Source organism: Streptomyces sp. NPDC059008, assembly GCF_042749045.1.
Classification (GTDB): Bacteria; Actinomycetota; Actinomycetes; order Streptomycetales; family Streptomycetaceae; genus Streptomyces.
Genome location: NZ_JBHYJC010000069.1, coordinates 1 through 25706, shown reverse-complemented (window position 1 = coordinate 25706; position 25706 = coordinate 1). Strand labels below are relative to the sequence as shown.

Here is a 25706-nt window from a genome sequence, read left to right as displayed (position 1 = left end):
GAGACCGCTCCCGCGGGGCTCGCCGCGGCGGGCATCGAACCACAGGTACTGCCGGCGCCGGAGCAGTCCGCGGCGCCCGCTCTGGAGCCGAGGGCGCAGGAGCCGGCCGAGGCGTTGCCCAGCCAGTGGTTCGCGGCGCCGCAGCAGGTGACGTACCAGGGCGACTACGACCCGGACTACGTCCCGGAGCCGGAGCATCAGCCCTCGCCCGACGCGCACCGACAGGTGCCGCCGCGCGAACAGGTCCCGGTGCCGGCGCCCCGCGCGCCGGAGCCCGAGCCGCAGGTCCCGGTGCCGACCGGTGCGGGTGGGACGCGCCCGCTCGGCAAGGGCATCCCGGAGGCGGACCCGCAGCCCGCTCCGGCGCCGGCCGCGGCCCCGACCGACGAGGACCTGTACCAGGTCTTCCGGCGCTCGATAGAGGGCGAAGGCATGCCGACAGCGGGCGCGTTCGCGGCGAACCTGGAGGCGCAGTACGGGACCCGTATGCGGGCGCGGGAGCTGAACCGCTACATGGACCGGTTCAGCGACCGCCTCAACGCGGAGCTGATGGACGAGCACATCGCGTGACGCGCACACGGAGAAGGCGTGGTCGCGCCGGACCGTTTCAGCCGGTGCGGCGCGCCACCCTGGTCCGTGAGCCGCTGACCCCGCGGCCCCCGCGCCCCGCCTCCGCGACCACCGGCCCGGCCGGACCTCAGGCCGCCCCCGACTCCGCCCGCTTCTGCCTGCGCTTCTTGTCCAGGTCGCCCCACACGGCCAGCGCCGCGCCGGCCGCGAAGACGCCGACGTAGGCGATCGACGGCAGCTCGACCCAGTGGGGCAGCAGACCCCAGGCGCCGTCGAAGAACGTCTGCCCGATGAAGCCCACCGCGCCCTGGATCATGACGATGGAGCCGATGAATCCCCTCATGGCTCCAGCGTGAAGGGTTCGGCCCCGGGGATCCTCCTCCCCGGGGCCGAACCCCTTCTCACCCCTGAGTCGCACGCCGGCGCCGGCGTCTACGACTCAGCGGCAACGGCTCATCGCCGCAGACTCATCCGCCGAGCAGCTTGCGCACCCGGTCGGCGCCGACGGCCAGCAGCAGGGTGGGCAGCCGCGGCCCGGTGTCCCGGCCCACCAGCAGGTGGTAGAGCAGCGCGAAGAACGCACGCTGGGCGGCCTTGAGCTCCGGAGTCGGCTTGGCGTCCGGCTCCAGGCCCGCCTGGACCTTCGGCACGCCGTAGACCAGGGTGGTCAGACCGTCCAGCGACCAGTGGTCGTCGAGCCCGTCGAGCAGCAGCCGCAGCGAGCCGCGGGCCTGCTCGTCGAGGGTGGCCAGCAGCTCCTCGTCGGGCGCGTCGCGGACGACGGTGCGCTGGTCGGCCGGCACCTGGGTGGTGATCCAGTACTCGGCCCGGTCGAGCCGGGGCCGGGTCACGTCCAGCGAGGTGACCGGGTTGTCGGGGTCGAGGTCGCTGAGGATGCGCAGCGTCTGCTCGTCGTGCCCGGCGGTGATGTCCATGACCGAGGCCAGGGTGCGGTACGGCAGCGGGCGCGGGGTGGTCGGCAGCGGGCCGGCCGCGGTGCCGACGGCCCGCACGTACGCGGCCTCGTCCGCGGGCTGGGCGGCGCCGTCGGCGACCTTGCCGGCCAGCTTGTCCCACTCGTCGTAGAGCCGCTGGATCTCCTGGTCGAAGGCGATCTTGAAGGACTGGTTGGGCTTGCGGCGGGCGTAGAGCCAGCGCAGCAGCGGCGCCTCCATGATCTTCAGCGCGTCGCCGGGGGTGGGCACCCCGCCCTTGGAGGAGGACATCTTGGCCATGCCGCTGATGCCGACGAAGGCGTACATGGGGCCGATGGGCTGGGCGCCGTCGAAGATCTCGCGGACGATCTGGCCGCCGACGACGAAGGAGGAGCCGGGCGAGGAGTGGTCGACACCGGACGGCTCGAAGACCACGCCCTCGTACGCCCAGCGCATCGGCCAGTCGACCTTCCACACCAGCTTGCCGCGGTCGAACTCGCTGAGCCGGACCGTCTCGCCGAAGCCGCACGCCGTGCAGGTGTAGGACAGCTCGGTGGTCTCGTCGTCGTACGCGGTGACGGTGGTGAGGTCCTTCTCGCACTGCCCGCAGTAGGGCTTGTACGGGAAGTAGCCGGACGAGCCGCCGCTGCCGTCGTCCTCGCTGGCCGCGCCGGAGCCCTCGGCGGCCTCCAGCTCGGCCTCGTCGACGGGCTTCTGGGACTTCTTCGCGGGGCCCTTCTTCGTGCGGTACTGGCCGAGGATCGCGTCGATCTTCGCCCGGTGCCTCATCGCGTGCAGGATCTGCTCGCGGTAGGCGCCGGAGGTGTACTGCTCGGTCTGGCTGATGCCGTCGTACTCCACGCCCAGCTCGGCCAGCGCCTCGATCATGGCGGCCTTGAAGTGCTCGGCCCAGTTCGGGTACGCGGAGCCGGCCGGGGCCGGGACCGAGGTCAGCGGCTTGCCGATGTGCTCGGCCCAGGACTCGTCGATGCCCGCGACGCCCGCCGGGACCTTGCGGTAGCGGTCGTAGTCGTCCCAGGAGATGAGGTGGCGCACCGTGTACCCGCGGCGGCGGATCTCGTCGGCGACCAGGTGCGGGGTCATGACCTCGCGGAGGTTGCCGAGGTGGATCGGGCCGGAGGGGCTCAGGCCCGAGGCGCAGACGATCACCGGGGCGGAGGCGTCCGCCGTGCCCGGTGCGGGAGCACCCGATGCCATTTTGCCCGGGGCGCGGCGCTCCGCCTCGGCAATGACCTCGTCCGCGAACCTGGAGACCCAGTCGGTCTCGGTGCTCTGCTGAGCCACGATCGGCCCTTCCTCTTCCTGGTGGTTTCCGGCTGCGCCCTCTTGCGCCGGATGACGCGCAAAAGCCTGACGGTGCCATTCTCCCAGACACCCGCCGTACGAAAATTCAGTGGTAGTGGCGTGGGATACTCCTTGGCAAACCCTTTCCACTCCAACGACACCTCCTCGTAGAAGAGAGTGCAGCTTCATGGCCTCGGTCCCTTCCCTCGCAGCCTCCGTCAACCAGCGTGTCGCGGACGCCCTCTCGGCAGCCCTGCCGGAGGCCGGTGCCGCCGACCCGCTGCTGCGACGAAGCGACCGGGCCGACTTCCAGGCCAACGGCATGCTGGCGCTGGCCAAGAAGCTCAAGGGCAACCCCCGGGAGCTGGCGGGCAAGGTCGTCGACGGCATCGAGGCACCCGAGCTGATCAAGGAGATCGAGGTCTCCGGCCCCGGCTTCCTCAACATCACCGTCGCCGACGAGGCGATCGTCCGGACGCTGGCCGCGCGGGCCGCCGACGGCGACCGGCTCGGCGTGCCGCTGAAGGAGAACCCGGGCGTCACGGTCATCGACTACGCCCAGCCCAACGTGGCCAAGGAGATGCACGTCGGCCACCTGCGCTCGGCGGTCATCGGCGACGCGCTGCGCGGCATGCTCGACTTCACCGGCGAGAAGACGATCGGCCGGCACCACATCGGCGACTGGGGCACCCAGTTCGGCATGCTCATCCAGTACCTGATCGAGAACCCCGGCGAGCTGGCCCCGGCGGCCGACGTCGACGGCGAGCAGGCGATGAGCAACCTCAACCGGGTGTACAAGGCGTCGCGCGCGGTCTTCGACTCCGACGAGGGGTTCAAGGAGCGGGCGCGCAAGCGGGTCGTCGCCCTGCAGTCCGGCGACAAGGAGACCCTCGACCTGTGGCAGCGGTTCGTCGACGAGTCGAAGGTCTACTTCTACTCGGTCTTCGAGAAGCTGGACATGGAGATCCGCGACGAGGAGATCGTCGGCGAGTCCGCCTACAACGACATGATGGCGCAGACCGCGCGGCTCCTTGAGGAGTCCGGCGTCGCGGTGCGCTCCGAGGGCGCGCTGGTGGTCTTCTTCGACGAGATCCGCGGCAAGGACGACCAGCCGGTCCCGCTGATCGTGCAGAAGGCGGACGGCGGCTTCGGCTACGCGGCCTCCGACCTCTCCGCTATCCGCAACCGGGTCGTCGACCTGGACGCGACGACGCTGCTGTACGTGGTGGACGTCCGCCAGTCCCTGCACTTCCGGATGGTCTTCGAGACGGCCCGCCGGGCGGGCTGGCTCGGCGACGAGGTCACCGCGCACAACATGGGCTACGGCACGGTGCTCGGCGCGGACGGCAAGCCGTTCAAGACCCGTGAGGGCGAGACGGTCCGTCTGGAGGACCTGCTCGACGAGGCCGTCGAGCGGGCGACCGCGGTCGTGCGCGAGAAGGCCGACAAGGTGGGCCTGAGCGAGGCGGAGATCGTCGAGAACGGCCGGTACGTCGGCATCGGCGCGGTGAAGTACGCCGACCTGTCGACCTCCCCGTCCCGGGACTACAAGTTCGACCTGGACCAGATGGTGTCGCTCAACGGCGACACGTCGGTGTACCTCCAGTACGCCTACGCCCGTATCCAGTCGATCAAGCGCAAGGCCGGCGACACCCGCCCGGCGGCCCACCCCGAGCTGCCGCTGCACCCGGCGGAGCGGGCCCTGGGCCTGCACCTCGACCAGTTCGGCGAGGTGCTCGCCGAGGCCGCGGCGTCCTACGAGCCGCACCGCCTCGCCGCGTACCTGTACCAGCTCGCCTCGCACCTGACCGCGTTCTACGAGAAGTGCCAGGTCGTCAGCGCCGACAACCCCGTCGAGGTGGTCGAGAACCGCCTCTTCCTCGTCGACCTGACCGGCCGCACCCTCCACAAGGGCATGGCCCTGCTCGGAATCCGTACTCCCGAGCGCCTCTGAGGCTCTTGTCGCCTAGGCTCCGAAAGCCAACGGCCCCGTACAACCACGGTGTTGTACGGGGCCGCGCCGTTTTTTCTCCCGGGGAGGGGCATCAAGCGATGTACGAGCACAGCGAGCACAGCAGGCCCACGACGCACACCGCACCGAGCCGGCGCGCCGCGCTGGGCGCGGGAGCCGGCCTCCTGGCGGCCGGTTTCCTGGCCGCCACCGCCACCCCCGCCGGCGCCGCACCGGCCATCGCGGCCACCCCCGCCGCCGACCCGCACGCGGCGCTGCGCCGCCTGGAGCGCGCCCACGGGGCCCGCGTCGGGGCCTTCGCCCACAACACCGCCACCGGCGCCACCGTCGCCTACCGGGCGCACACCCGCTTCGCGATGTGCTCGGCCTTCAAGGCCCTGGCCGTCTCCGCCGTGCTGCGCGACCTCGACCAGGACGGCGAGACGCTGGCACGCCGCATCCACTACACCGCCGACGACGTGATCGACGGCTCCCCGGTGACCAAGTACCACGTCGCGACGGGGATGACCGTCGCCGAGCTGTGCGACGCCACCCTGCGCACCAGCGACAACACGGCCGGCAACCTGCTGCTGCGCGAGCTCGGCGGGCCGACCGCCGTCACCGCCTTCGCCCGCTCCCTCGGCGACCCGGTCACCCGCCTGGACCGCTGGGAGCCGGAGCTGAACACCGCCGAGCCCTGGCGCCGGACGGACACCACCACCCCGTACGCCATCGCCCGCACCTTCGCCCGCCTCCTGGTGGGCGACGCCCTGCCCACCGCCGACCGCGACCAGTTGACGGCCTGGATGAAGGCCAACGAGACCAACATCGAGCGCTTCCGCGCCGGTCTGCCCAAGGACTGGGCGATCGCCGACAAGACGGGCTCCGGCGCGTACGGCTCCGGCAACGACGTGGGCGTGGCCTGGACCGCGGACGGCACCCCGATCGTGCTGGCGGTGCTGACCCGCAAGGCGGACCAGGCCGCCACCTACGACAACCCGCTGATCGCGGACGTGGCGAGGGTGCTGGCCGGGGCGGTGGCGGGCTGAGGGCGCCGCGTCAGCCGGTCGGCACGTCCAGATAGGACGGCGCGGCCTGGGGCGAGCCCAAGGTGAGGGTGCCCCCGGCGCCGTTCGCGTCACCGTAGAGCGGGTCCTTGGTGTCGACGACCAGCATCAGCCGATGGCCCTGCGGGACGTCGTACGCGGCGGCCTGCAGGGCGATGTCGGCGGTGACGGGCCGGCCCGCGCCGCCCTCGGGCGCGGTGAACGGCGCATGGGTGATGATGTGCGCCTTGCCGCGGGCGTCGACGTCGAAGAGGTGGGCGATGATCGTCGAGCGGGCCGTGGTGGGCGTGTAGGTCAGCCGCAGCCGGGGGGCGCCGCGCAGCCGGGTGGTGGCCTCCAGCGGCGCGCCGGTCCACACGGCCGCGTTCTCACGGGAGATGGTGTCGGTCCGGTAGGTCTTGGGCAGGCCCGCCATCTCCGCGTAGCCGGCCACGAAGACGATCTTCCCTGCGACGCTCGCGGTGGTGTCCTTGCCGGAGGTGATGGGCATCCGCCAGCCGGTGGACGGCGCGGCGCGCAGTACGCCGTCGGTGCGTTCGCGCCCGGGTGCGGCCAGGTTGAGGCGCTGGGTGCGCTCGGTGAACGCCCCCCAGGCGGGCCGGGTTTCGCGCAGCCACGGCCAGTACTTCCACATCACCTGGCTGTTGACCTGGCCCTCGGTGTCGATGCCGTTGCGCTCGCCCTTGAGGAAGCGGTCGAACCAGCGCTTGGCGTCGTGGGTGACGTGGTTGGGCAGGCCCCCCAGGCCGGTCATCTCCGGGCCGGCGTGGTCCCCGACGGACAGGTCGATCCGCTTGGGCCCGGTCAGGGCGTTGAACGTCTTCAGCGACTGGTTGGCGGGGAAGAGCGTCTCGTGCCACGCCTGGGCGTAAAGGACCGGCACCTTGCGCTTGTTGAGCTGCTTGACGTACGTCTGCGGAGAGCGCTGCTTCGCCCAGGCCAGGGCCTGCGGGATGTTGCGGTTGGCGAGGAGGTCCGCGAATTCCTGGCGGGTGCGCGCGCTGAGCCGGGCGTTGCCCGCGACGAGCTTCAGGGCCCGTACGGAGCCCAGATGCCGGGTGCGGTTCTCGTAGAACGACTCGCCCAGGTCGCCCCAGGTGCTCAACGCGGCGACCGCGTCCACCCGGGAGTCGTGGGCGGCGATCAGCTGGCTGAGGCCGGAGCCGTACGACAGGCCCGCGAAGCCGACCTTGGTGGTACGGCCCGGTGCGTGCGCGATGAGGTAGTCCAGCGCCTTGGAGCCGTCCTGGACGTCCAGCGGGCCGCCCGCGTCGACCTCGCCCTCCGAGGAGCCGAAGCCGCGCGCGGAGTAGGCCAGGACGTTGTAGCCGGACAGCGCGTACTTCGTCGCCATGACCGCGTAGGTGTGCCAGCCCACCTGTGTCCAGGGGGACGGCAGGACGATGGCGGGGCGGGGCGCGTCGTCCGGGTGGATCCAGGCGGCGCCGTCGAGCTTGTCGCCGTTGACGCCGGGGATCTTCACCAACTGGAAGGGCGCCGAGGCCGAGGCCGGGGCCGACGGCCGGGGCTCGGCGACGGCGGGGGTGGCCACGGATATGGCAAGCGCGGTGGCCGGAACCACCGCGCATCTGACCAGGCGGGAACGTAACACGTCCGAAGTGCTCTTCTCTTCAGGGGAATCGAGGCGCAGAACCGCTGCGCACGATCATGAATGCGCGCACCTCGACTCCCCCAAACGGCAACGCCGGGCGAGATGGATCACAGCCGGTGGATCACCGGCGATGCCTCACAGCCCCCGCGCGACCTCCGTCGCCCAGTACGTCAGGATCATGTTCGCCCCGGCCCGCTTGATGCCGGTCAGCGTCTCCAGGATGGCCTTGTCCCGGTCGATCCAGCCCTTCTCGGCGGCCGCCTCGACCATCGCGTACTCACCCGAGATCTGGTACGCCGCCACCGGCACGTCCACCGCGTCCGCGATCTTCGCCAGCACGTCCAGGTACGGCAGCGCCGGCTTGACCATGACCATGTCGGCGCCCTCGTCGAGGTCGAGCGCCAACTCGCGCAGCGACTCACGGAGGTTGGCCGGGTCCTGCTGGTAGGTCTTGCGGTCGCCCTTCAGCGACGAGCCCACGGCCTCGCGGAAGGGGCCGTAGAACGCCGAGGAGTACTTCGCGGTGTAGGCGAGGATCGAGACGTCCTCGTGGCCGGTCTGGTCCAGCGCGTCGCGGACGACGCCGACCTGACCGTCCATCATGCCGCTGGGCCCGACGGCGTGGACGCCGGCGTCGGCCTGGACCTGCGCCATCTCGGCGTACCGCTCCAGCGTCGCGTCGTTGTCGACCCGGCCCTGGGCGTCCAGCACACCGCAGTGGCCGTGGTCGGTGTACTCGTCCAGGCACAGGTCCGACATGATCACGAGGTCGTCGCCGACCTCGGCCCGCACGTCCTGGATGGCGAGCTGCAAGATGCCGTCGGGGTCCGTACCGGCCGTCCCCGCGGCGTCCTTCTTCTCGTCGAGCGGGACGCCGAAGAGCATGATCCCCGAGACGCCGGCCGCGGCCGCCTCGACGGCCGCCTTGCGCAGCGTGTCGCGGGTGTGCTGAACGACGCCCGGCATGGCGCTGATCGGCACCGGCTCGCTGACACCCTCCCGCACGAACGCCGGGAGGATCAGATCGGACGGGTGCAGGCGGTACTCCGCGACCATCCTTCGCATGGCCGGGGTGGTACGCAGCCGCCGCGGCCGCGCCCCCGGAAAGCTTCCGTACTTCGTCATGCCGACCACGCTACGCCCGCCCCGCACGCTCCCATGCCGACGCCGCGTCGGCCGCCGGGGCCGCGGAACGGGCCTGTGCGCGGTGCGGCGCCCTCCGCCCCCCCACCACCTGGGCCGACCTCCTGCCCTACGCCTCCGGGCGCTGACAGCCGGCGAACGACGAGAAGGGCGCCCCTTTTCATGGGGGCGCCCTTCTCGTCGTTCTTCCTCGCTCAGCTGCGGGCCCGCCGGCGCGAGCCCGGCCGCCGCTCGCTCGGGCGGGTGACCGGGTCGCCCGCCTCGACGGCGGCATCGCGCCGCGCCGCGCCGAAGTCCGCGAGGGCCTCGGCCAGCTTGTGCACCGACGGCTCGGGCGACATGACGTCCACCCGCAGCCCGTGCTCCTCGGCCGTCTTGGCGGTGGCCGGGCCGATGCAGGCGATCACGGTCACGTTGTGCGGCTTGCCGGCGATGCCGACGAGGTTCCGCACGGTCGACGACGACGTGAACAGCACCGCGTCGAAGCCGCCGCCCTTGATCGCCTCGCGGGTCTCGGCCGGCGGCGGCGAGGCGCGCACGGTCCGGTAGGCGGTGACGTCGTCGACCTCCCAGCCCAGCTCGATCAGGCCCGCGACCAGCGTCTCGGTGGCGATGTCCGCGCGCGGCAGGAAGACCCGGTCGATCGGGTCGAAGACGGGGTCGTAGGGCGGCCAGTCCTCCAGCAGCCCGGCGGCGGACTGCTCACCGCTCGGCACGAGGTCGGGCTTCACACCGAAGGCGACCAGGGCCTTGGCGGTCTGCTCGCCGACCGCGGCGACCTTGATCCCGGCGAAGGCGCGGGCGTCGAGCCCGTACTCCTCGAACTTCTCCCGCACCGCCTTGACGGCGTTGACCGAGGTGAAGGCGATCCACTCGTAGCGGCCGGTGACCAGGCCCTTGACCGCGCGCTCCATCTGCTGCGGGGTGCGCGGCGGTTCGACGGCGATGGTCGGGACCTCGTGCGGCACCGCGCCGTACGAGACGAGCTGGTCGGAGAGCGACGCGGCCTGCTCCTTCGTACGCGGCACGAGCACCCGCCAGCCGAAGAGCGGCTTGGACTCGAACCACGAAAGGCGGTCGCGCTGCGCGGCGGCGCTGCGCTCACCGACCACGGCTATGACCGGCTGGCCGCCGTCTGCCGAGGGCAGCACCTTGGCGGCCTTGAGCACCTGGGCGATGGACCCCAGGGTCGCGGTCCAGGTGCGCTGGCGGGTGGTGGTGCCGGCGACGGTGACGGTCAGCGGGGTGTCCGGCTTGCGGCCCGCGGAGACCAGTTCACCGGCGGCCGCGGCGACCGCGTCGAGGGTGGTGGAGACCACGGCGGTGGCGTCGCTGGTGCCCAGCTCCGTCCAGCAGCGGTCGTCGGCGCAGCGGGCGTCGACGAAGCGCACGTCGGTGCCCTGGGCGTCGCGCAGCGGCACACCGGCGTACGCGGGCACGCCGACGGCCGCAGCGATGCCGGGCACCACCTCGAAGACGATGCCCTCGGCGGCGCAGGCCAGCATCTCCTCGGCGACGTTCCCGTCCAGGCCGGGGTCGCCGGTGACCGCCCGCACGACCCGCTTGCCCGCGCGGGCGGCCGCCATGACAAGATTGGCGGTGTCCCGAAGGGTGGAAACGCCGTTCGGGGGGACGGGGATTGACGCCTCGTCAGCTGACCCCTGCAGTGGCGTGTCCACGTGTGCGCGCGCATGCGCACGCACGACGTCCAGCACCTGCGGGTCGGCGATCAGTACGTCCGCGGAGGCCAGCGCCTCCACGGCACGCAGCGTCAGCAGACCCGGGTCTCCCGGCCCGGCACCCAGGAAGGTGACCTGACCGGAGGCGGAGTGGTTTGGGGCGGTGGGGTTCAAAGTGCTCGCTCCCCCATAAGACCGGCCGCACCCTTCGCGAGCATCTCGGCGGCGAGTTCACGGCCCATGTTCTGCGGGGTCGCGACATCGTCGGGAGAGGCGGGTACGTGCCCGGTGGTGGACATCTGCACCAGCGTGCTGCCGTCGGTCGAGCCGACGACACCGCGCAGGTGCAATTCGGTGACAACCTGCTCGCCGGCCTCGGGGCTTTCCCCGCTCGAGCGAAGTCGAGAGCTCGGGGAAAGGTCGGCAAGCGCCCCGACGGGTGCGGAACAGCCGGCCTCCAGGGCGGCGAGCAGGGAACGCTCGGCGGTCACGGCGGCCCGGGTGTCCGGGTCGTCGAGCTCGGCGAGCGTGGCGACGAGGTCTGCGTTCGCAGCAGCACACTCGATCGCCAGTGCCCCCTGGCCGGGGGCGGGCAGAACCACGTCGGGCGACAGCAGCTGCGTCGCCTCGTCGATGCGGCCGATGCGGGTGAGTCCGGCGGCGGCCAGTACGACCGCGTCCAGTTCGCCCTTCTCGACGAAACCGATGCGGGTGTCGATGTTCCCGCGTATCGGCACGGTCTCCACGCGCCGGCCCAGCGACCTGGCCCAGGCGTTGAGCTGCGCCATGCGCCTGGGGGAGCCGGTGCCGATGCGGGCGATCCGGTCCTGGTCGGCGGTCAGCTCCTCGAAGGTGAGCCCGTCCCGGGCGATCAGCGCGTCACGGGGGTCTTCCCGTACGGGGATCGCGGCCAGGGTGAGGGTCTCGGGCTGCGTGGTGGGCAGGTCCTTGAGCGAGTGGACGGCGAAGTCGATGTCCCCGGCGAGCAGCGCGTCGCGCAGCGCGGAGACGAAGACGCCGGTCCCGCCGATCTGCGCGAGGTGCTCGCGGGAGGTGTCGCCGTAGGTGGTGATCTCCACCAGCTCGACGGGGCGGCCGGTCAGCTCGCGCACCGCCTCGGCGATGTGTCCGGACTGGGCCAGGGCGAGCTTGCTGCGCCGTGTTCCCAGCCTGAGGGCTCTGTCAGTGCTGTCGTTCATGACCGCTCCCGTGCATCGTGGCTGCCGCCGCGCGTGTCGGCCCGGCTGACGGCGGCAACCGTCTGGGGGTCGAGGTCGAAGAGTTCGCGCAGCGCGTCGGCGTACCCGGCGCCGCCGGGCTCGCTGGCGAGCTGCTTGACCCGCACGGTGGGCGCGTGCAGGAGTTTGTCGACGACGCGGCGCACGGTCTGGGTGATCTCGGCGCGCTGCTTGTCGTCCAGGTCGGGCAGGCGGCCGTCGAGCCGGGCGATCTCACCGGCGACGACGTCCGCGGCCATGGTGCGCAGCGCGACCACGGTCGGGGTGATGTGCGCGGCGCGCTGGGCGGCGCCGAAGGCCGCGACCTCGTCGGAGACGATGCCGCGCACCTTGTCCACGTCGGCCGCCATCGGAGCGTCGGCGGAGGCGTCGGCCAGCGACTCGATGTCGACGAGGTGCGCGCCCTCGATGCGGTGCACCGCGGCGTCGATGTCGCGCGGCATGGCGAGGTCGAGCAGCGCCAGCGGCGCTTCGCGGCCCTCCAGCGCGGCCGCGACCAGGTCGCCGCCGAGGACCAGGCCGGTCGCGCCGGTACAGGAGACCACGATGTCGGCGACGGCCAGCTCGTGCTCGATACAGCTCATCGCCGCCGCCCGGGCGCGCAGCCGGTTGGCGGCGCCGGGCCCGCCCGGCTCGGTGAGGATGGCGACGAGCCGCTCGGCGCGCGCCACCGTCCGGTTGGCGACCGCGAGCTCGCCGATACCGGCCCGCACCAGGGTGGTGGCGGCCAGCGACGACATCGAACCCGCGCCGATGACCAGCGCACGCTTGCCGCGCGCCCAGGCCTCGACGTCCTGGCCGGCGGCCAGCTGCTCCAGACCGAAGGTGACCAGCGACTGGCCGGCCTTGTCGATACCGGTCTCGCTGTGGGCGCGCTTGCCCACCCGCAGGGCCTGCTGGAACAGGTCGTTCAGCAGTCGTCCGGCGGTGTGCTGCTCCTGGGCGACGGCCAGCGCGTCCTTGATCTGGCCGAGGATCTGGCCCTCGCCGATGACCATCGAGTCCAGGCCGCAGGCCACCGAGAACAGGTGGTGGACGGCGCGGTCCTCGTAGTGGACGTAGAGATAGGGGGTGAGCTCCTCCAGGGCGGCACCGCCGTGGCGCGCCAGGAGGGTGGACAGCTCGGCGACACCGGCGTGGAACTTGTCCACGTCGGCGTAGACCTCGATGCGGTTGCACGTGGACAGCACCGCGGACTCGGTGACCGGCTCGGCCGACACCGCGTCCTGCAGCAGCTTGCCGCGCGACTCCGGGGCGAGCGCGGCCCGCTCCAGCACGCTCACCGGAGCGCTGCGGTGGCTCAGTCCGACAACAAGGAGGCTCATGCCGGCATCACGGCGGGGACGTCCCCGTCCGGTCCCTTGCGGTCGCCGGTGACGGCAGCGGCGGCGTCGCCGACGGCGGCGGCGGCACGGTCGGCCGGGCCCGTGGCGCCGCCCTCGGAGCCACCCTCCTCGCCCGCCTTGCGCTGCTCGTGGAAGGCGAGGATCTGCAGTTCTATCGACAGGTCGACCTTGCGCACGTCGACCCCGTCGGGGACGGTCAGCACGGTCGGCGCGAAGTTGAGGATCGAGGTGACGCCGGCGGCGACGAGGCGGTCGCAGACCTGCTGGGCGGCCCCGGCCGGCGTGGCGATCACGCCGATCGAGACGCCGTTGCTCTCGATGATGTGCTCCAGCTCGTCGGTGTGCTGGACCGCGATGCCGGCGACGGGCTTGCCGGCCATGGCCGGGTCGGCGTCGATCAGCGCGGCGACGCGGAAGCCCCTGGAGGCGAAGCCGCCGTAGTTGGCGAGGGCGGCGCCGAGGTTACCGATACCGACGATGACAACCGGCCAGTCCTGGGTCAGGCCCAGTTCCCGCGAGATCTGGTAGACGAGGTACTCCACGTCGTAGCCGACGCCCCGGGTCCCGTAGGAGCCCAGGTAGGAGAAGTCCTTCCGCAGCTTGGCGGAGTTGACCCCCGCCGCGGCCGCGAGCTCCTCGGAGGAGACCGTGGGCACCGAGCGCTCGGAGAGCGCGGTCAGTGCGCGCAGATACAGCGGAAGCCTGGCGACGGTGGCCTCGGGAATCCCTCGGCTTCGGGTCGCCGGTCGGTGAGTTCGGCCAGTTGCCACGGTGCTCCTGCGGGTAGAGCGGGGCTGCGGGCGCCCGTACGGAACCCGACCGCCCTGTCCACTGCAGGCTATGTCTTTGTGAACGCGTGCACAAAGATGGTGTCCGTTTTGCCCGGCCAAAGTGATGGGGGTCACGCGGCTTTTACGGGCCTTCGCGGAACCAACTCCCACGTCACACCGTTCACTCGCGCCGCTCGTGAAACACGGCAGCACCGACGGGAGCACCGGTCCTCACTCCTCACCGCTATACCCCCACACACCTACAAATCGCCCACCGATGGTAGTCGACCCGCGCCCCCGGGAGCACCGCCCGCGACCCGGCACAATGGGCTCCATGGCCCCCTTGTTCAGCCGCAGCCCCCGCAAGAGCCCCGCCGACCGGATGGTCACCCTCGTCGGCAAGCCGGGCTGCCACCTGTGCGACGACGCGCAGGCGGTGATCGAGCAGGTGTGTGCCGAGACGGGCGCGTCCTGGGAGAAGAAGGACATCACCGAGGACGCCGAGCTGCACCGCAAGTACTGGGAGCAGATTCCGGTCGTCCTGGTCGACGGCGCCCAGCACGACTTCTGGCGCGTCGACCCCAAGCGGCTGCGCGCGGCCCTGGGCGCCTGAGGCTCCCGGACAGCGGTGGGGACCGCCCGCGGATGGCCGTAACGCAACCGTCCGCAGCCCCAGGCCTCGCGGACACGCGCCCGTAACCGGAACCCCCGAACAAACTGGCTACGCTAGCGCCATGTCCCTCCCGTCTCCCGACCAGCACCCCGGCAGGAGTCCCTACGGGACGCCCCCCGGCGCCTCTCCCGCCCGCCGGTCCGGCTGGAGGCCCTCCGGGGCGCTCTTCCCGCTGGGCTGGTTCCCGCGCCGCAGACAGCCCACCACGGCCCGCAGCGTGCTGGCCGGCGAGGCCGCGGCCGAGGCCGCCCGCAAGTCCTCACAGGAGGCCGAGGAGGCGCAGGCCGCCGAGGCCACCCCCGCCGAGCCGGAGTTCCCGGTCGTCGGCGACACCGCCGCGGCCGCCTTCTTCGACCTCGACAACACGGTCATGCAGGGCGCCGCGCTCTTCCACTTCGGCCGCGGCCTGTACAAGCGGCACTTCTTCCACAAGCGCGACCTGGCCCGCTTCGCCTGGCAGCAGATCTACTTCCGGCTGGCCGGCTCGGAGAACCCCGAGCACATGGCGGACGTCCGCAACAGCGCGCTGTCCATCGTCCAGGGCCATCGCGTCGCCGAGTTGATGTCCATCGGCGAGGAGATCTACGACGAGTACATGGCCGAGCGCGTCTGGCCCGGCACCCGCGCGCTCGCCCAGGCCCACCTCGACGCCGGCCAGAAGGTCTGGCTGGTGACCGCGGCCCCGGTCGAGACCGCGACGATCATCGCCCGCAGGCTCGGCCTGACCGGCGCGCTGGGCACCGTCGCCGAGTCCGTCGGCGGCGTCTACACGGGCAAGTTGGTGGGCGAACCGCTGCACGGCCCGGCGAAGGCCGAGGCGGTGCGTGCACTGGCGGCGGCCGAGGGCCTGGACCTGTCGCACTGCGCCGCCTACAGCGACTCCGCCAACGACATCCCGATGCTCTCGCTCGTCGGGCACCCCTACGCGATCAACCCCGACAGCCGGCTGCGCAAGCACGCCCGGGCGCACGGCTGGCGGCTGCGCGACTACCGCACCGGCCGCAAGGCGGCCAAGATCGGCATCCCGGCGGCGGCCGGAGTGGGCGCCCTCGCGGGCGGTGCCGCCGCCGCGGTCGCCCTGCAGCGCCGCCGCCGCTGACCAGGCGTGATCGCCGGGCGGCGGCGTGGGCCATCCACCCTCCCTACCCCCTCCGCCGCCCCGTCAGTCCCGTTGCTCGCAGTCAGCCACAACACGCCCTCCAACCAGGCAGATTGCACACCCTTCCGATCAAAAGTTGCTCAGTATTCGATACTTGATCTGCCACCAACCCGGCACGGACCGTAAGTAATCGATGATTTGAGCAACTGGGTGTAGCGCTGCCTGTACGAAGCGTTATTCTCCTCAGACGCAATCCGGAACCCACACGTCCCTACGACGAGTGAACGGTCCCGCACTGCACGTGATGGAAGCTCTGCCTCTGGGAGTCCCGTGTACCCACACGTCGGGGTTGACGCCTCGGGCCTGGCTACGCTGCGTACGACACTCGTCGACCACCTGCGCAGTTTCGTCCCCACCGCGTACGCCGTCCCCGCATTCGCCTCAGCCGTCCCCACCTCCGGACACTGCTACGCCCTGGCCGACGGGAGCGCCGCGGTCAGCAAGCCCGCCGCCGGCCGGACCCGCCGCTCCGGCGCCGGCACGACCACCGCCCGGCGCCCCGCCGACAGCGACAGCCGTCGCATGATGGACCTCGTCGAACGAGCCCAGGCCGGCGAGGCCGAGGCCTTCGGCCGCCTCTACGACCAGTACGCCGACACGGTCTACCGCTACATCTACTACCGCGTGGGCGGCCGCGCCACGGCCGAGGACCTCACCAGCGAGACCTTCCTGCGCGCCCTGCGCCGCATCGGCACCTTCACCTGGCAGGGCCGCGACTTCGGCGCCTGGCTGGTGACCATCGCCCGCAACCTCGTCGCCGACCACTTCAAGTCCTCGCGCTTCCGCCTGGAAGTCACCACCGGAGAGATGCTCGACGCCAACGAGGTCGAGCGCAGCCCCGAGGACTCGGTCCTCGAATCCCTCTCCAACGCCGCCCTGTTGGAGGCGGTACGCAAGCTCAACCCCCAGCAGCAGGAATGCGTCACGCTGCGCTTTCTGCAGGGCCTCTCGGTCGCCGAGACCGCCCGCGTCATGGGCAAGAACGAGGGCGCGATCAAGACCCTCCAGTACCGCGCCGTACGCACCCTGGCGCGCCTCCTGCCCGAAGACGCCCGCTGACCCGCCCCCCTCCGCCCCACCCCCGTACGCCCCTTTTCCGACCGCCCGCACGCCGCTCCTCGCTCACGTTTGGTGACCGGCCATGACCGGTCGGTCAGATCATCGTGAGTGCGTAACCCGAGTGCCGAGCCGCTCGTTGTGCGGGATGCAGGCTCCATGCGGTCACGCCATGCCCGCTGCCTCTCACTCGATCGAGTGGCCGTGGACAGTCGGCGTGCAACCGTCCGGTCCGTCTGGATAGTCAAAGCCAGTCCGGGGAGTCGAACGGGATGACGAGAGGAGGTGCCGCCCGTGATCGCGAATGTCTCGGTGCACCGGCGGGCCAACGCCTTCGCCCAGGCCCTGGAGGACCAGGTCCTCGAGGGCGCGGCGGCCGAGGACCAGGTCGACAATCCGGCGCAGGCGCCGGGCGAAGCACGGCTGTTGGCGGTCGCCGACGGCCTCGGGAAACTCCCGAGGCCGGAGATGGCCACCGAGGTCAAGACTGTCCAGCGCGCACAGCTCCTCGCCGCGATGGAGTCCGCCTTCGCCGAAGGCGCTGCTCCGTCCGACGGCGCCGGGGCACCCGAGCAGCGTGAACGCAGGGGCGCGCACCGCGCCACGAAATCGATCGGCCGGCTACGGCCGCGCTCCCGCCTCTCCAAGGGGCTGGCCGCGGGCGGTCTGACGGTCAGCGTGGCGGCCGGAGCCTTCAGCGGCGTCGCCGCCGCCAGCTCCGACGCCCTCCCGGGCGACTCCCTGTACGGCCTCAAGCGCGGCATGGAGGACCTCAAGCTCGGCATGGCCGACGACGACTCCGACCGCGGCCGGCTCTATCTGGACCAGGCCTCCACCCGCATGATGGAGGCCCGCCGGCTGATGGAGCGGGGCCGGGTCGCCGACCTCGACCACGAGTCCCTCGGCGAGGTCCGCAAGGCGCTCTCCGGCGTCAGACACGACGCGGGCGAGGGGCACCGCCTGCTGCACCAGGCGTACGAGCGCGACGGGTCGCTCGGCCCCATCCAGGCGCTGAACTCCTTCACCAAGTCCCACCGCAGCACCTGGCCGCAGCTGCGCGACAGGCTCCCGCTGCAGCTCATGGACGTGCGCGACGAGGTCAGTTCGGTCTTCGACGCCATAGACCAAGAGGTCGGTCCGCTGCGTTCGCTGCTGCCCACCACCCCGGACGGCAAGGACCACCCGCACGACACGCCAGCCTCCGCGGGCGCCGGCTCCGGCTCCCACGGCCGCCCGGCACCGTCCGGCAGCCAGACCCGCTCCGGCCAGCACACGGGCGGCGCGCACGCCCCGCGTCCGTCGTCCTCACCGTCCCAGGAGAGCGGTCTGCTCGGCGGCGGTACGGGCGGACTGCTCGACCCGCCGACCAAGGGCAGCAGTCCGTCGCCGCACGACGGCAGCAAGGGCCACGACACCGAAAGCCGGCCCGACGTCACCCTTCCGCCGCTGCTCCCGGGCCTGCTCCCCCGCCTGGGCATCGACGGCGAGGACCTCCCGAAGTAGGGCAGGCGGCCCGCCGCGGCGGCGCTCGGTGTTCTCTCAGAAGAACACCGAGCGCCGCTGCACGAGCAGCTTGTAGAGGGTGTGCTGAATCGTTTCCCGCACCTGGTCGGTCAGGTTGAACATCAGCATCGGGTCGTCCGCCGCCTCCGACGGATAGCCGTCCGTCGCGATCGGCTCGCCGAACTGGATCGTCCACTTCGTCGGGAGCGGCACCGCGCCCAGCGGCCCCAGCCAGGGGAACGTCGGCGTGATCGGGAAGTACGGCAGCCCCAGCACCCGCGCCAGCGTCTTGGAGTTCCCGATCATCGGGTAGATCTCCTCCGCGCCCACGATCGAGCACGGCACGATCGGCACCCCGGCCTTCAGCGCCGTCGAGACGAAGCCGCCGCGCCCGAAACGCTGCAGCTTGTAGCGCTCCGCGAAGGGCTTGCCGATGCCCTTGAAGCCCTCCGGCATCACGCCCACGATCTCGCCGCGCTCCAGCAGCCGCTGCGCGTCCTCCGCACAGGCCAGGGTGTGCCCCGCCTTGCGCGCCAGCTCGTTTATCACCGGCAGGACGAACACCAAGTCGGCCGCCAGCAGCCGCAGATGCCGCTGCGCCGGGTGGTTGTCGTGCACCGCGACCTGGAGCATCAGCCCGTCCAGCGGCAGCGTTCCGGAGTGGTTGGCGACGATCAGCGCCCCGCCGTCGGAGGGGATGTTCTCGACGCCCTTGACCTCGACCCGGAAGTACTTCTCGTAGAAGGGCCGCAGCAGCGACATCAGGACCTGGTCGGTCAGCTCTTCGTCGTAGCCGAAGTCGTCGACCTCGTAGTCGCCGGTGATCCGGCGGCGCAGGAAGGCCAGTCCGCCGGCGATCCGCTCGTCCAGGGTCCGCGGGCTCGGCGGCGGGGGCGCCGCCGGCGGGTGCTCGGTCCGCGCTTCCGGGACGGGCGCCAGCCCCGTTCCGCGCCCCGCGCGCCCGGCCCGCCGGGCCTTTCTGCGCGCCCGGGGCTCCTCGCCGAAGGGAATGACCTTGGCGTCCGCCATCGTGGGTGAACTCCTCACTGGGTCGGGCCGCCGGGTGCGGGCAGCAGACCGGCGAGCCGGTCGACGGTACGGGCGAGGTACTCGGGCGGCACCAGCCCGGGTCCGCGGCTGCGGGCGAATTCCGCGAAGGCCTCCGCCGTCGTGTACTTCGGGTGGAAGCCCAGTGTCTCGCGCATCTGCGTCGTCTCGACGACCCTGCCGTGCGTGAGCAGCCGGATCTGTTCCGGCGAGAAGTCCGTGATGCCGATGGACCGCAGCGCCGTGCCGGCCCAGGTCACCGTCGGCAGGAACAGCGGCAGAGTGGGCCGCCCCAGCCGCCGGGAGGTCTGCGACAGCAGCAGGACGCCGTCGCCGGCGACGTTGAAGGTGCCGCTGTTGAGGGTGCCGCGGCGCGGCGCGGCGGCGGCGATCCGCAGCACCTCGATGGCGTCGTCCTCGTGGACGAACTGCAGCCGCGGGTCGTAGCCGAGGACGGTGGGCAGCACGGGCAGCGAGAAGTACTCGGCGAGCGGGGAGTCCGCGCACGGCCCGAGGATGTTGGCGAAGCGCAGTACGCACACCGCCACGTCGGGCCGGCGCCGCGCGAAGCCGCGTACATACCCCTCGACCTCGACGATGTCCTTGGCGAAACCACCGCTCGGCAGCGACTTCGGCGTGGTGGTCTCGGTGAAGACGGCGGGGTCCCGGGACGCGGAGCCGTAGACGCTGGTGCTGGACTTGACGACCAGGCGCTGCACGTTCGGGGCCTTCTGGCAGGCGCCGAGCAGCTGCATCGTCCCGATGACGTTGGTTTCCTTCACCGAGGTGCGGCTGCCGCGCTTGCCCAACGGCGTGCCGTTGATGTCCATATGGACGACGGTGTCGACACCCGTCTCGGCCAGGACCCTGGCGATCGCCGGATGCCGGATGTCGGCCTTGAGGAATTCGGCGCCACCCAGATGGTGCTCCGGTGGCACGGCGTCGACCCCGATCACCCGGTCGACATCGGGATCGCGCTGGATCCGGCGGACGAACCGGCCGCCCAGCTGCCGTGCGACTCCCGTGACGAGCACGACCTTGCCCAAGATCAGCCCTTCCTTCCCGCCGCGACTTCCCCTGGCCCAGCTGTGCCGACCACGCTAGCCGGTCGGTGTTGCGCTGTGATGACCGCGGGATGCCCGCGGCGACATTTCCGTCCGACCACCGTCCATACGGCCCACAAACACCGCAGCCCCCCGTCGCACACAGGCGATGGGGGGCTGCGAAATCGCGATCAGCGCCGCTTACTTCTTGTTACGACGCTGAACACGGGTGCGCTTGAGCAGCTTGCGGTGCTTCTTCTTGGCCATCCGCTTGCGCCGCTTCTTGATAACAGAGCCCACGACTACCCTCGCTCACTTCGAATCACTCGGTGCGGGGCGTCCGAGCCCACACTACCTACATCGGGCCAGCCTACCCGGCGCCGGGCGAACGGCGTAATCCGAGGGTCGGCGACGGACCCGTCAGGCTGATTCCACCCCCACATAGGACTCACGGAGATAGTCGTGAACGGCCTGCTCCGGGACCCGGAAAGACCTCCCCACGCGAATAGCGGGCAGATGACCGCTGTGCACCAGGCGGTACACGGTCATCTTGGACACTCGCATCACCGTGGCGACTTCCGCCACTGTCAGGAACACGACCTCGTTCAGAGGCCTCTGGTCTGCAGCCATGCCACACCTGCACCTTCCGCATAAGACGGTCACCGGCTTCCCCTCCGGTGACTCTTCGTCGCTATGCGCTCACTCCCCAGATTAGGGGCGGGTGATGCGAGTGGGGAAGAGGAGCAGCGAACTGCCGCCTAACGTGACAGATACGCCCGATTGAGTACATAACGGATCAGTGGTCGGTAGGACGCCGTCCGGGCGGCGTCATCGAGGGGCACCACCTCGGCCACCCGCCCCTCCGCCTGCCCGACGAACAGCGCCGGGTCGTCCGTATCGGCCAGCCCGATCGCCTCGATGCCCAGTTGACCTGCCCCGCAGACCCAACCGTGGTCCCCGATCACCAGCCCCGGCAGCGGCCCTCCGACGTCCGCCGCGGCCCCCAGAGCGGTCCGTACCGGCAGCGGCGAATGGGTGTGTACGCCCCCCACCCCGGGCGCGCCCCGCACGCCGGTTTCTCGCATCAGCGCGACTCCCCGTACGTAGTCCAGGACACGGGTGCGTACGCCGAACCGGGTCGCTATGTCGACACGGGAGCCATACGCCGGGGTGAGTACGGGGCAGCCCGCCGACGAGAGGGCGTCTGCCAGGGCGGCGTAGAACTCCAGCAGCCGGTGCGGATGCCCGGTACCGAGCAGCACCGGTGTCCGACGGCCGGCCGCCGCACCGATCCGGTCGGCGAAGCGGTCGAGGGCCGCGATCGTACGATCCGGATCGATCACGTCCGGGCCGGAAGTGTGCGCGGGATCGACCGGAACCCCGCACTTCTGTCCCATCAGTCGCAGTACTTCGCCGAGCGGCCAGTCCCGTTCGGGATCCAGCCCCAGCAGCACCCTCGGATCCCGCGCCGCGAAGAGCCGGTATCGCCCCAGGCTCTTCTCCCGCGTGGTCGCGATCGTCCCCGCGAGCCGCGCCTCGATCAGATGCGCCCGAAGTTCCCCGGTGCCCAACACGCGCCCCATGCTGTCCCGTTGGCCAGCCTACGGTTGCCCCAACCGACGAGTAGTCACACCTCCGTGGCACAGCACCGATGCACCGGGCACGCCCCCGCCGACCGGCCCACCGGACGACTGCGACGACGCCGCCCCCTCAGCACGACCCTTGACCAGCCCACCACCTGGGTCACACTCAACGGCGCGGAGTCGTCCCTTGGGCGGAAACCTCGACCGGCCGCCCCTCAGGAACGCGCCACCCCTCAGGCGGGTCCGCCGCCTCCAGCACACACCTCGACGAGCCACCCTCAGGCACGCGCGCTGCCTAGCTGTCCCCCAGGCATGCGCTTTGAGGGGCCGTCCGCCTGAAGTGCACGCCTTGCCTCGCCGTCCCCAAGCACGTGCCTTGACGGGCCGCCCGCCTGATGCGCACACCTTGCCTCGCCGCCCCCTCAGGCGCGCGCCCTGTCCAGCTTCCCGTCAGACACGTGCCTTGCCCACTTCCCCTCGGCACGTGCCTTGACGGACCTTCTACCCGAAGCACACACCTAGCCGAGTCGCCCCCTCAGACACGCGCCTTGACGGACCATCTGCCCGAAGCACACACCTTGCCCAGCCGCCCCCTCAAGCACGCGCCGCCCCCGGGAATACCCCCCGGATCCCCCGCGTTGTGGCCCCGCAGGGGGCCCTCGCATCCCCTACGGGATGTGTTCGCCCCACCCCTAAGGCAGCAGACCGTGCGACGGAAACACCGCCCGGCGCGTCGCCAGCACCGCCTGGTCCAACCGGTCGGCCGGGTCGTAGCCGTCGTCGACGAAGTCCCGCCAGCTCGGCGTACGCCCGTCCGTCATCCGCTGCGGCGCCAACTGCCGCGTCCGGCGGAACACTTCGTGCCGCCAGGCCTCCGGCACCATCGAGGTCGGATCGATCGGCCGGCCCGCCGCGATCGCCGTCAGATGCGTCCAGCTGCGCGGCACCACGTCCACCACCGCATAGCCCCCGCCGCCGAGCGCGATCCACCGCCCGTCCGCGAGCTCGTGCGCCAGCTCATGGCACGACTCGGCCACCAACCGCTGCGCGTCCAGACTCACCGCGAGATGCGCCAGCGGATCCTCGAAGTGGGTGTCCGCCCCGTGCTGCGTGACGATCACCTGCGGCTGGAAGGCCCGCAGCAGCTCCGGCACCACCGCGTGGAAGGCCCGCAGCCAGCCCGCGTCCCCGGTGCCGGCCGGCAGCGCCACATTGGCCGCGCTGCCCTGCGCGCCCTCCCCGCCGGTCTCCTCCGCCCAGCCGGTCTGCGGGAAGAGCGTCCGCGGATGCTCGTGCAGCGAGATCGTCAGGACCCGCGGGTCCTCCCAGAACGCCGCCTGCACCCCGTCACCGTGGTGCACGTCCACATCCACGTACGCGACCCGCTGGGCGCCCAGCTCCAGCAGCCGGGCGATCGCCAGCGACGCGTCGTTGTAGATGCAGAAGCCGGACGCGCCGCCCGGCATGGCGTGGTGCAGCCCGCCGGCGAAGTTCACCGCATGCGCCGCATCGCCGCGCCAGACGGCCTCCGCCGCGCCGACCGACTGCCCGGCGATCAGCGCCGAGGCCTCGTGCATCCCCGCGAACGCCGGATCGTCCGCCGTGCCCAGTCCGTACGAGGGGTCCGCGGCGGCAGGATCGGCCGAGGCCCGGCGGACCGCCTCGATGTAGTCCTCACGATGCACCAGCCGCAGGGTGGAGTCCCCGGCAGGCTTGGCCGCGACCACCTCCAGCGGCCCCCGGTCGAGCTCGTACGCCTCCACCAGACGCATGGTCAGCGCGAGCCGGACCGGGTCCATCGGATGCCCGGACCCGAAGTCGTAGCCCGTTACTGCCTCATCCCACATCAGCTGTGCGCGGCCGCTCATGCCCGTCACCGTATAGGGCCTCCGGCTCCCCGAACGATCGGGCATACACAAGCGTCACCAGCACCAGTGCCATCGGTACGAGCATCGCCCCCCGATAGCTCCAGGCATCGCCGAGCACACCCACCAGCGGAGAACCGATCAAGAAACCGACATAGTTGAAGATGTTCAGCCGCGCGACGGCCATATCCGAAGCGCCGGCACCCTGCTTCTCAAAGGCGTACCGCCCCGCCGCCGCAAAGGTCTGCGGCACGATCACACACAGCCCGAGCCCCAGCAGCGTGAACCCCGCCATCCCGGCCCAGGCCCCGGCGCGACCGCGACCACCGCGAAGCCACCCGCCGCGAGCACCGTCCCGCACCGCACCACCGCGACCGCCCCGAAGCGCCGCACCCCCAGGTCGCCCACCGCCCGCCCGAGCAGCGTGGTGACCATATAGACGTTGTACGGAACGGTGGCGAGCTGCTCCGAGCTCCCCAGGACGTCCTGCAGATACTTCGCGCTCCAGTTGGAGACCGTCGAGTCCCCGATGTACGCAAACGCCATCACCAGACACAGCGGCAACAACAGCCTCATGGCAACAGGAGCGCCGGCTTCCTCCCTCCGCCTGGGGTCCTGTCCCTGCGCCTGGCCGTCCCGTGGCCGGTCCACGAACCACCGGCCCGCGACGAGCGCGAGCGGCACCAGGGCGGCCACCACCGGCGCGTACAACAGCGCGAGCGAGAGCTCCCAGTGCGCTCCGGCCCAGGCCAGCGACGCGCCCGCGATGCCGCCCAGGCTGTACGCGGCGTGGAAGCCGAGCATGATGCTGCGCCCGTACGCCCGCTGCAGACTCACCCCGAGCATGTTCATCGAGGCGTCCAACGCCCCGACCGCCAGCCCGAAGGCCGCCAGCGCCACCGCCGCCTGTGCCATCGAGTGGACCGCCCCGACGGCCAGCAGCGCCAGACACACCACCGGCTGCACCAGCCGCAACACCCGGCCCGGCCGTACCCGCTTCACCAGCTGCTCGGTGACGACACTGCCCACCCCCGCGAGGACCGGCACGGCGGCCAGGAAGGCCGGCAGCAGCCCGTCCGAGATCCCGTAGCGGTCCTGGATCGCGGGTATTCGGGTCACCAGGAGGGCGAAGACCGCGCCCTGGACGAGGAAGCTGACGGCGAGCGAGACCCGGCCGCGCCGCAGCTGTACTCCTGGTGCCAGCGGGTCCGTCGGTGCCGGAGGGGCCGTCATGGCCGCTCAGCCTAGAACTCGCCCCTACCCCTGGGTAGACGCCGCACACCGTCAATTCCGACGTATGCCCGACAGGTGATCCCAAGTCACTTACGACACCCACGCCACCGCGGGCACATCTCCCCGCTACCGCAGCAGCTCCGGAACCTCCGCCATATGGCCGAACAACCCGGTCACCCCGGCCTCCGTCAGCTTCTCCGCCGGCGTCATCCCGGTGAACCCGTAGACGTCCATCCCCGCGGCGACCGCCGCCTGCACCCCCAGCGGGCTGTCCTCGATCACGACACACCGCTCCGGGGACACCCCCATCTCCCGTGCCGCGTGCAGAAAGAGATCCGGCGCCGGCTTCCCCCGCCCCACATCCTGCGAGGAGAAGACGCGCCCGGGCTCGAACCACCGGTCCAGTCCGGTCTTCCGGTGCCCTCTCCGGATCCGCTCATGATTTCCCGAGGAACCGACGCAGTACGGAACGCCGTCCGCGGCCAGCTTCTCCAGCGTCTCCGTCACACCGGGCACCGGCTGCAACTCACGCTCGAACGCCGCGAAGACCCGGCCGTGGAAGACCTCGTCGAAGTCTTCTGGCAGGCGCTGCCCCGTGCGTTCCCTGACGAGTTCATGGACTCGGTGCATCGCCGAGCCCATGTAGTCGCGTATCGACTCCTCGTACGACGTGGGGTGACCGAGCTCGGTCAGATAGCCGGCCAGGATGGTGTTGGAGAGGGGCTCGCTGTCGACGAGCACACCGTCGTTGTCGAAGATGACCAGGTCGTAGCGCACACCCCGAACTCTATGTGTGGCTCATGGAGCCAGATCCGGCCCCGAAAACGCAAAAAAGCCTCGTTCCCCGAGTCGAAACTCGGGGAACGAGGCTATTTCAAAATTTGTTCGGCGGCGTCCTACTCTCCCACAGGGTCCCCCCTGCAGTACC

Annotated in this window: 21 protein-coding genes and 2 pseudogenes; 7 read left to right on the top strand and 16 right to left on the bottom strand. The window is 71.4% G+C overall.

What is annotated here, in order from left to right:
• Positions 1–570, top strand: a pseudogene (locus ACFWZH_RS37255) (hypothetical protein); the annotation flags it as partial.
• 127 nt (positions 571–697) lie between these two features.
• Here the strand turns inward: ACFWZH_RS37255 and ACFWZH_RS37250 are convergent.
• Positions 698–913 carry a hypothetical protein gene (locus ACFWZH_RS37250; protein ID WP_384442167.1) on the bottom strand — a complete coding sequence of 72 codons (216 nt, stop codon included), beginning with the start codon at positions 911–913 and terminating at the stop codon, positions 698–700.
• A gap of 124 nt (positions 914–1037) precedes the next feature.
• Positions 1038–2810: a lysine--tRNA ligase gene (lysS, locus tag ACFWZH_RS37245; protein WP_384442164.1), complete on the bottom strand. Its 1773-nt coding sequence runs from the start codon at positions 2808–2810 to the stop codon at positions 1038–1040.
• A gap of 187 nt (positions 2811–2997) precedes the next feature.
• Between lysS and argS the strand changes: the two genes are divergently transcribed.
• Together argS and bla are read left to right on the top strand one after the other, a co-directional pair.
• On the top strand, positions 2998–4764 hold the full coding sequence (gene argS, locus ACFWZH_RS37240; RefSeq protein ID WP_384442160.1) for an arginine--tRNA ligase: 1767 nt from the start codon (positions 2998–3000) through the stop codon (positions 4762–4764).
• A 98-nt stretch (positions 4765–4862) separates the two neighbouring features.
• Complete coding sequence (gene bla, locus ACFWZH_RS37235) at positions 4863–5810, top strand: class A beta-lactamase (protein WP_384442157.1); 948 nt, start codon at positions 4863–4865, stop codon at positions 5808–5810.
• Between the two features lie 10 nt (positions 5811–5820).
• Here the strand turns inward: bla and ACFWZH_RS37230 are convergent, their stop codons facing one another.
• The 6 genes from ACFWZH_RS37230 to ACFWZH_RS37205 all read right to left on the bottom strand — a co-directional run bounded on the left by ACFWZH_RS37230 (position 5821) and on the right by ACFWZH_RS37205 (position 13616).
• Positions 5821–7380, bottom strand: a complete 1560-nt coding sequence (locus ACFWZH_RS37230) for a CocE/NonD family hydrolase (RefSeq protein ID WP_384442153.1) — start codon at positions 7378–7380, stop codon at positions 5821–5823.
• 195 nt (positions 7381–7575) lie between these two features.
• Positions 7576–8565 (bottom strand): porphobilinogen synthase, encoded by a 990-nt coding sequence (gene hemB, locus ACFWZH_RS37225; RefSeq protein WP_384442150.1) that lies wholly within the window; start codon positions 8563–8565, stop codon positions 7576–7578.
• A 212-nt stretch (positions 8566–8777) separates the two neighbouring features.
• Complete coding sequence (locus ACFWZH_RS37220; protein WP_384442147.1) at positions 8778–10436, bottom strand: uroporphyrinogen-III synthase; 1659 nt, start codon at positions 10434–10436, stop codon at positions 8778–8780.
• Complete coding sequence (hemC, locus tag ACFWZH_RS37215; RefSeq protein ID WP_384442144.1) at positions 10433–11461, bottom strand: hydroxymethylbilane synthase; 1029 nt, start codon at positions 11459–11461, stop codon at positions 10433–10435. The genes ACFWZH_RS37220 and hemC overlap by 4 nt, the downstream gene beginning before the upstream one ends.
• On the bottom strand, positions 11458–12825 hold the full coding sequence (locus ACFWZH_RS37210) for a glutamyl-tRNA reductase (protein WP_384442142.1): 1368 nt from the start codon (positions 12823–12825) through the stop codon (positions 11458–11460). Before ACFWZH_RS37210 ends, hemC begins: the two co-directional genes overlap by 4 nt.
• Positions 12822–13616, bottom strand: coding sequence for a redox-sensing transcriptional repressor Rex (locus ACFWZH_RS37205; RefSeq protein WP_384442139.1), 795 nt, complete (start codon positions 13614–13616; stop codon positions 12822–12824). Before ACFWZH_RS37205 ends, ACFWZH_RS37210 begins: the two co-directional genes overlap by 4 nt.
• A gap of 334 nt (positions 13617–13950) precedes the next feature.
• Between ACFWZH_RS37205 and ACFWZH_RS37200 the strand changes: the two genes are divergently transcribed.
• The 4 genes from ACFWZH_RS37200 (at position 13951) to ACFWZH_RS37185 (ending at position 18007) form a co-directional block, all read left to right on the top strand.
• Positions 13951–14229 (top strand): glutaredoxin family protein, encoded by a 279-nt coding sequence (locus ACFWZH_RS37200; protein ID WP_384442136.1) that lies wholly within the window; start codon positions 13951–13953, stop codon positions 14227–14229.
• Positions 14230–14350: 121 nt separating this feature from the next.
• Positions 14351–15388: an HAD family hydrolase gene (locus ACFWZH_RS37195; RefSeq protein ID WP_384442133.1), complete on the top strand. Its 1038-nt coding sequence runs from the start codon at positions 14351–14353 to the stop codon at positions 15386–15388.
• Between the two features lie 330 nt (positions 15389–15718).
• Positions 15719–16507, top strand: a complete 789-nt coding sequence (locus ACFWZH_RS37190) for an ECF subfamily RNA polymerase sigma factor, BldN family (RefSeq protein WP_384442130.1) — start codon at positions 15719–15721, stop codon at positions 16505–16507.
• Between the two features lie 291 nt (positions 16508–16798).
• A complete protein-coding gene (locus tag ACFWZH_RS37185; protein WP_384442127.1) occupies positions 16799–18007 on the top strand; it encodes a DUF5667 domain-containing protein in 1209 nt (402 codons plus the stop codon).
• Positions 18008–18043: 36 nt separating this feature from the next.
• On the opposite strand, the gene ACFWZH_RS37180 is transcribed toward ACFWZH_RS37185, so the two are convergent.
• The 8 genes and pseudogenes from ACFWZH_RS37180 to ACFWZH_RS37145 form a co-directional block, all read right to left on the bottom strand.
• A complete protein-coding gene (locus ACFWZH_RS37180) occupies positions 18044–19036 on the bottom strand; it encodes a lysophospholipid acyltransferase family protein (RefSeq protein WP_384442124.1) in 993 nt (330 codons plus the stop codon).
• Between the two features lie 14 nt (positions 19037–19050).
• On the bottom strand, positions 19051–20100 hold the full coding sequence (locus ACFWZH_RS37175; protein ID WP_384442121.1) for an NAD-dependent epimerase/dehydratase family protein: 1050 nt from the start codon (positions 20098–20100) through the stop codon (positions 19051–19053).
• A 198-nt stretch (positions 20101–20298) separates the two neighbouring features.
• A complete protein-coding gene (locus tag ACFWZH_RS37170) occupies positions 20299–20397 on the bottom strand; it encodes a 30S ribosomal protein bS22 (protein WP_003948845.1) in 99 nt (32 codons plus the stop codon).
• Between the two features lie 120 nt (positions 20398–20517).
• Positions 20518–20727, bottom strand: coding sequence for a helix-turn-helix domain-containing protein (locus tag ACFWZH_RS37165; RefSeq protein ID WP_014144137.1), 210 nt, complete (start codon positions 20725–20727; stop codon positions 20518–20520).
• Positions 20728–20855: 128 nt separating this feature from the next.
• Entirely contained in the window at positions 20856–21671 is an 816-nt protein-coding gene (locus ACFWZH_RS37160; RefSeq protein ID WP_384442118.1) for a phosphatase, read from the bottom strand.
• A gap of 701 nt (positions 21672–22372) precedes the next feature.
• Positions 22373–23548 carry an acetoin utilization protein AcuC gene (locus tag ACFWZH_RS37155; RefSeq protein WP_384442115.1) on the bottom strand — a complete coding sequence of 392 codons (1176 nt, stop codon included), beginning with the start codon at positions 23546–23548 and terminating at the stop codon, positions 22373–22375.
• A pseudogene (locus tag ACFWZH_RS37150) lies at positions 23517–24778 on the bottom strand (MFS transporter). The gene ACFWZH_RS37155 and the pseudogene ACFWZH_RS37150 overlap by 32 nt, the downstream one beginning before the upstream one ends.
• Positions 24779–24904: 126 nt before the next feature.
• Positions 24905–25555 carry an HAD family hydrolase gene (locus tag ACFWZH_RS37145; RefSeq protein ID WP_384442112.1) on the bottom strand — a complete coding sequence of 217 codons (651 nt, stop codon included), beginning with the start codon at positions 25553–25555 and terminating at the stop codon, positions 24905–24907.
• Positions 25556–25706: the final 151 nt, after the last annotated feature.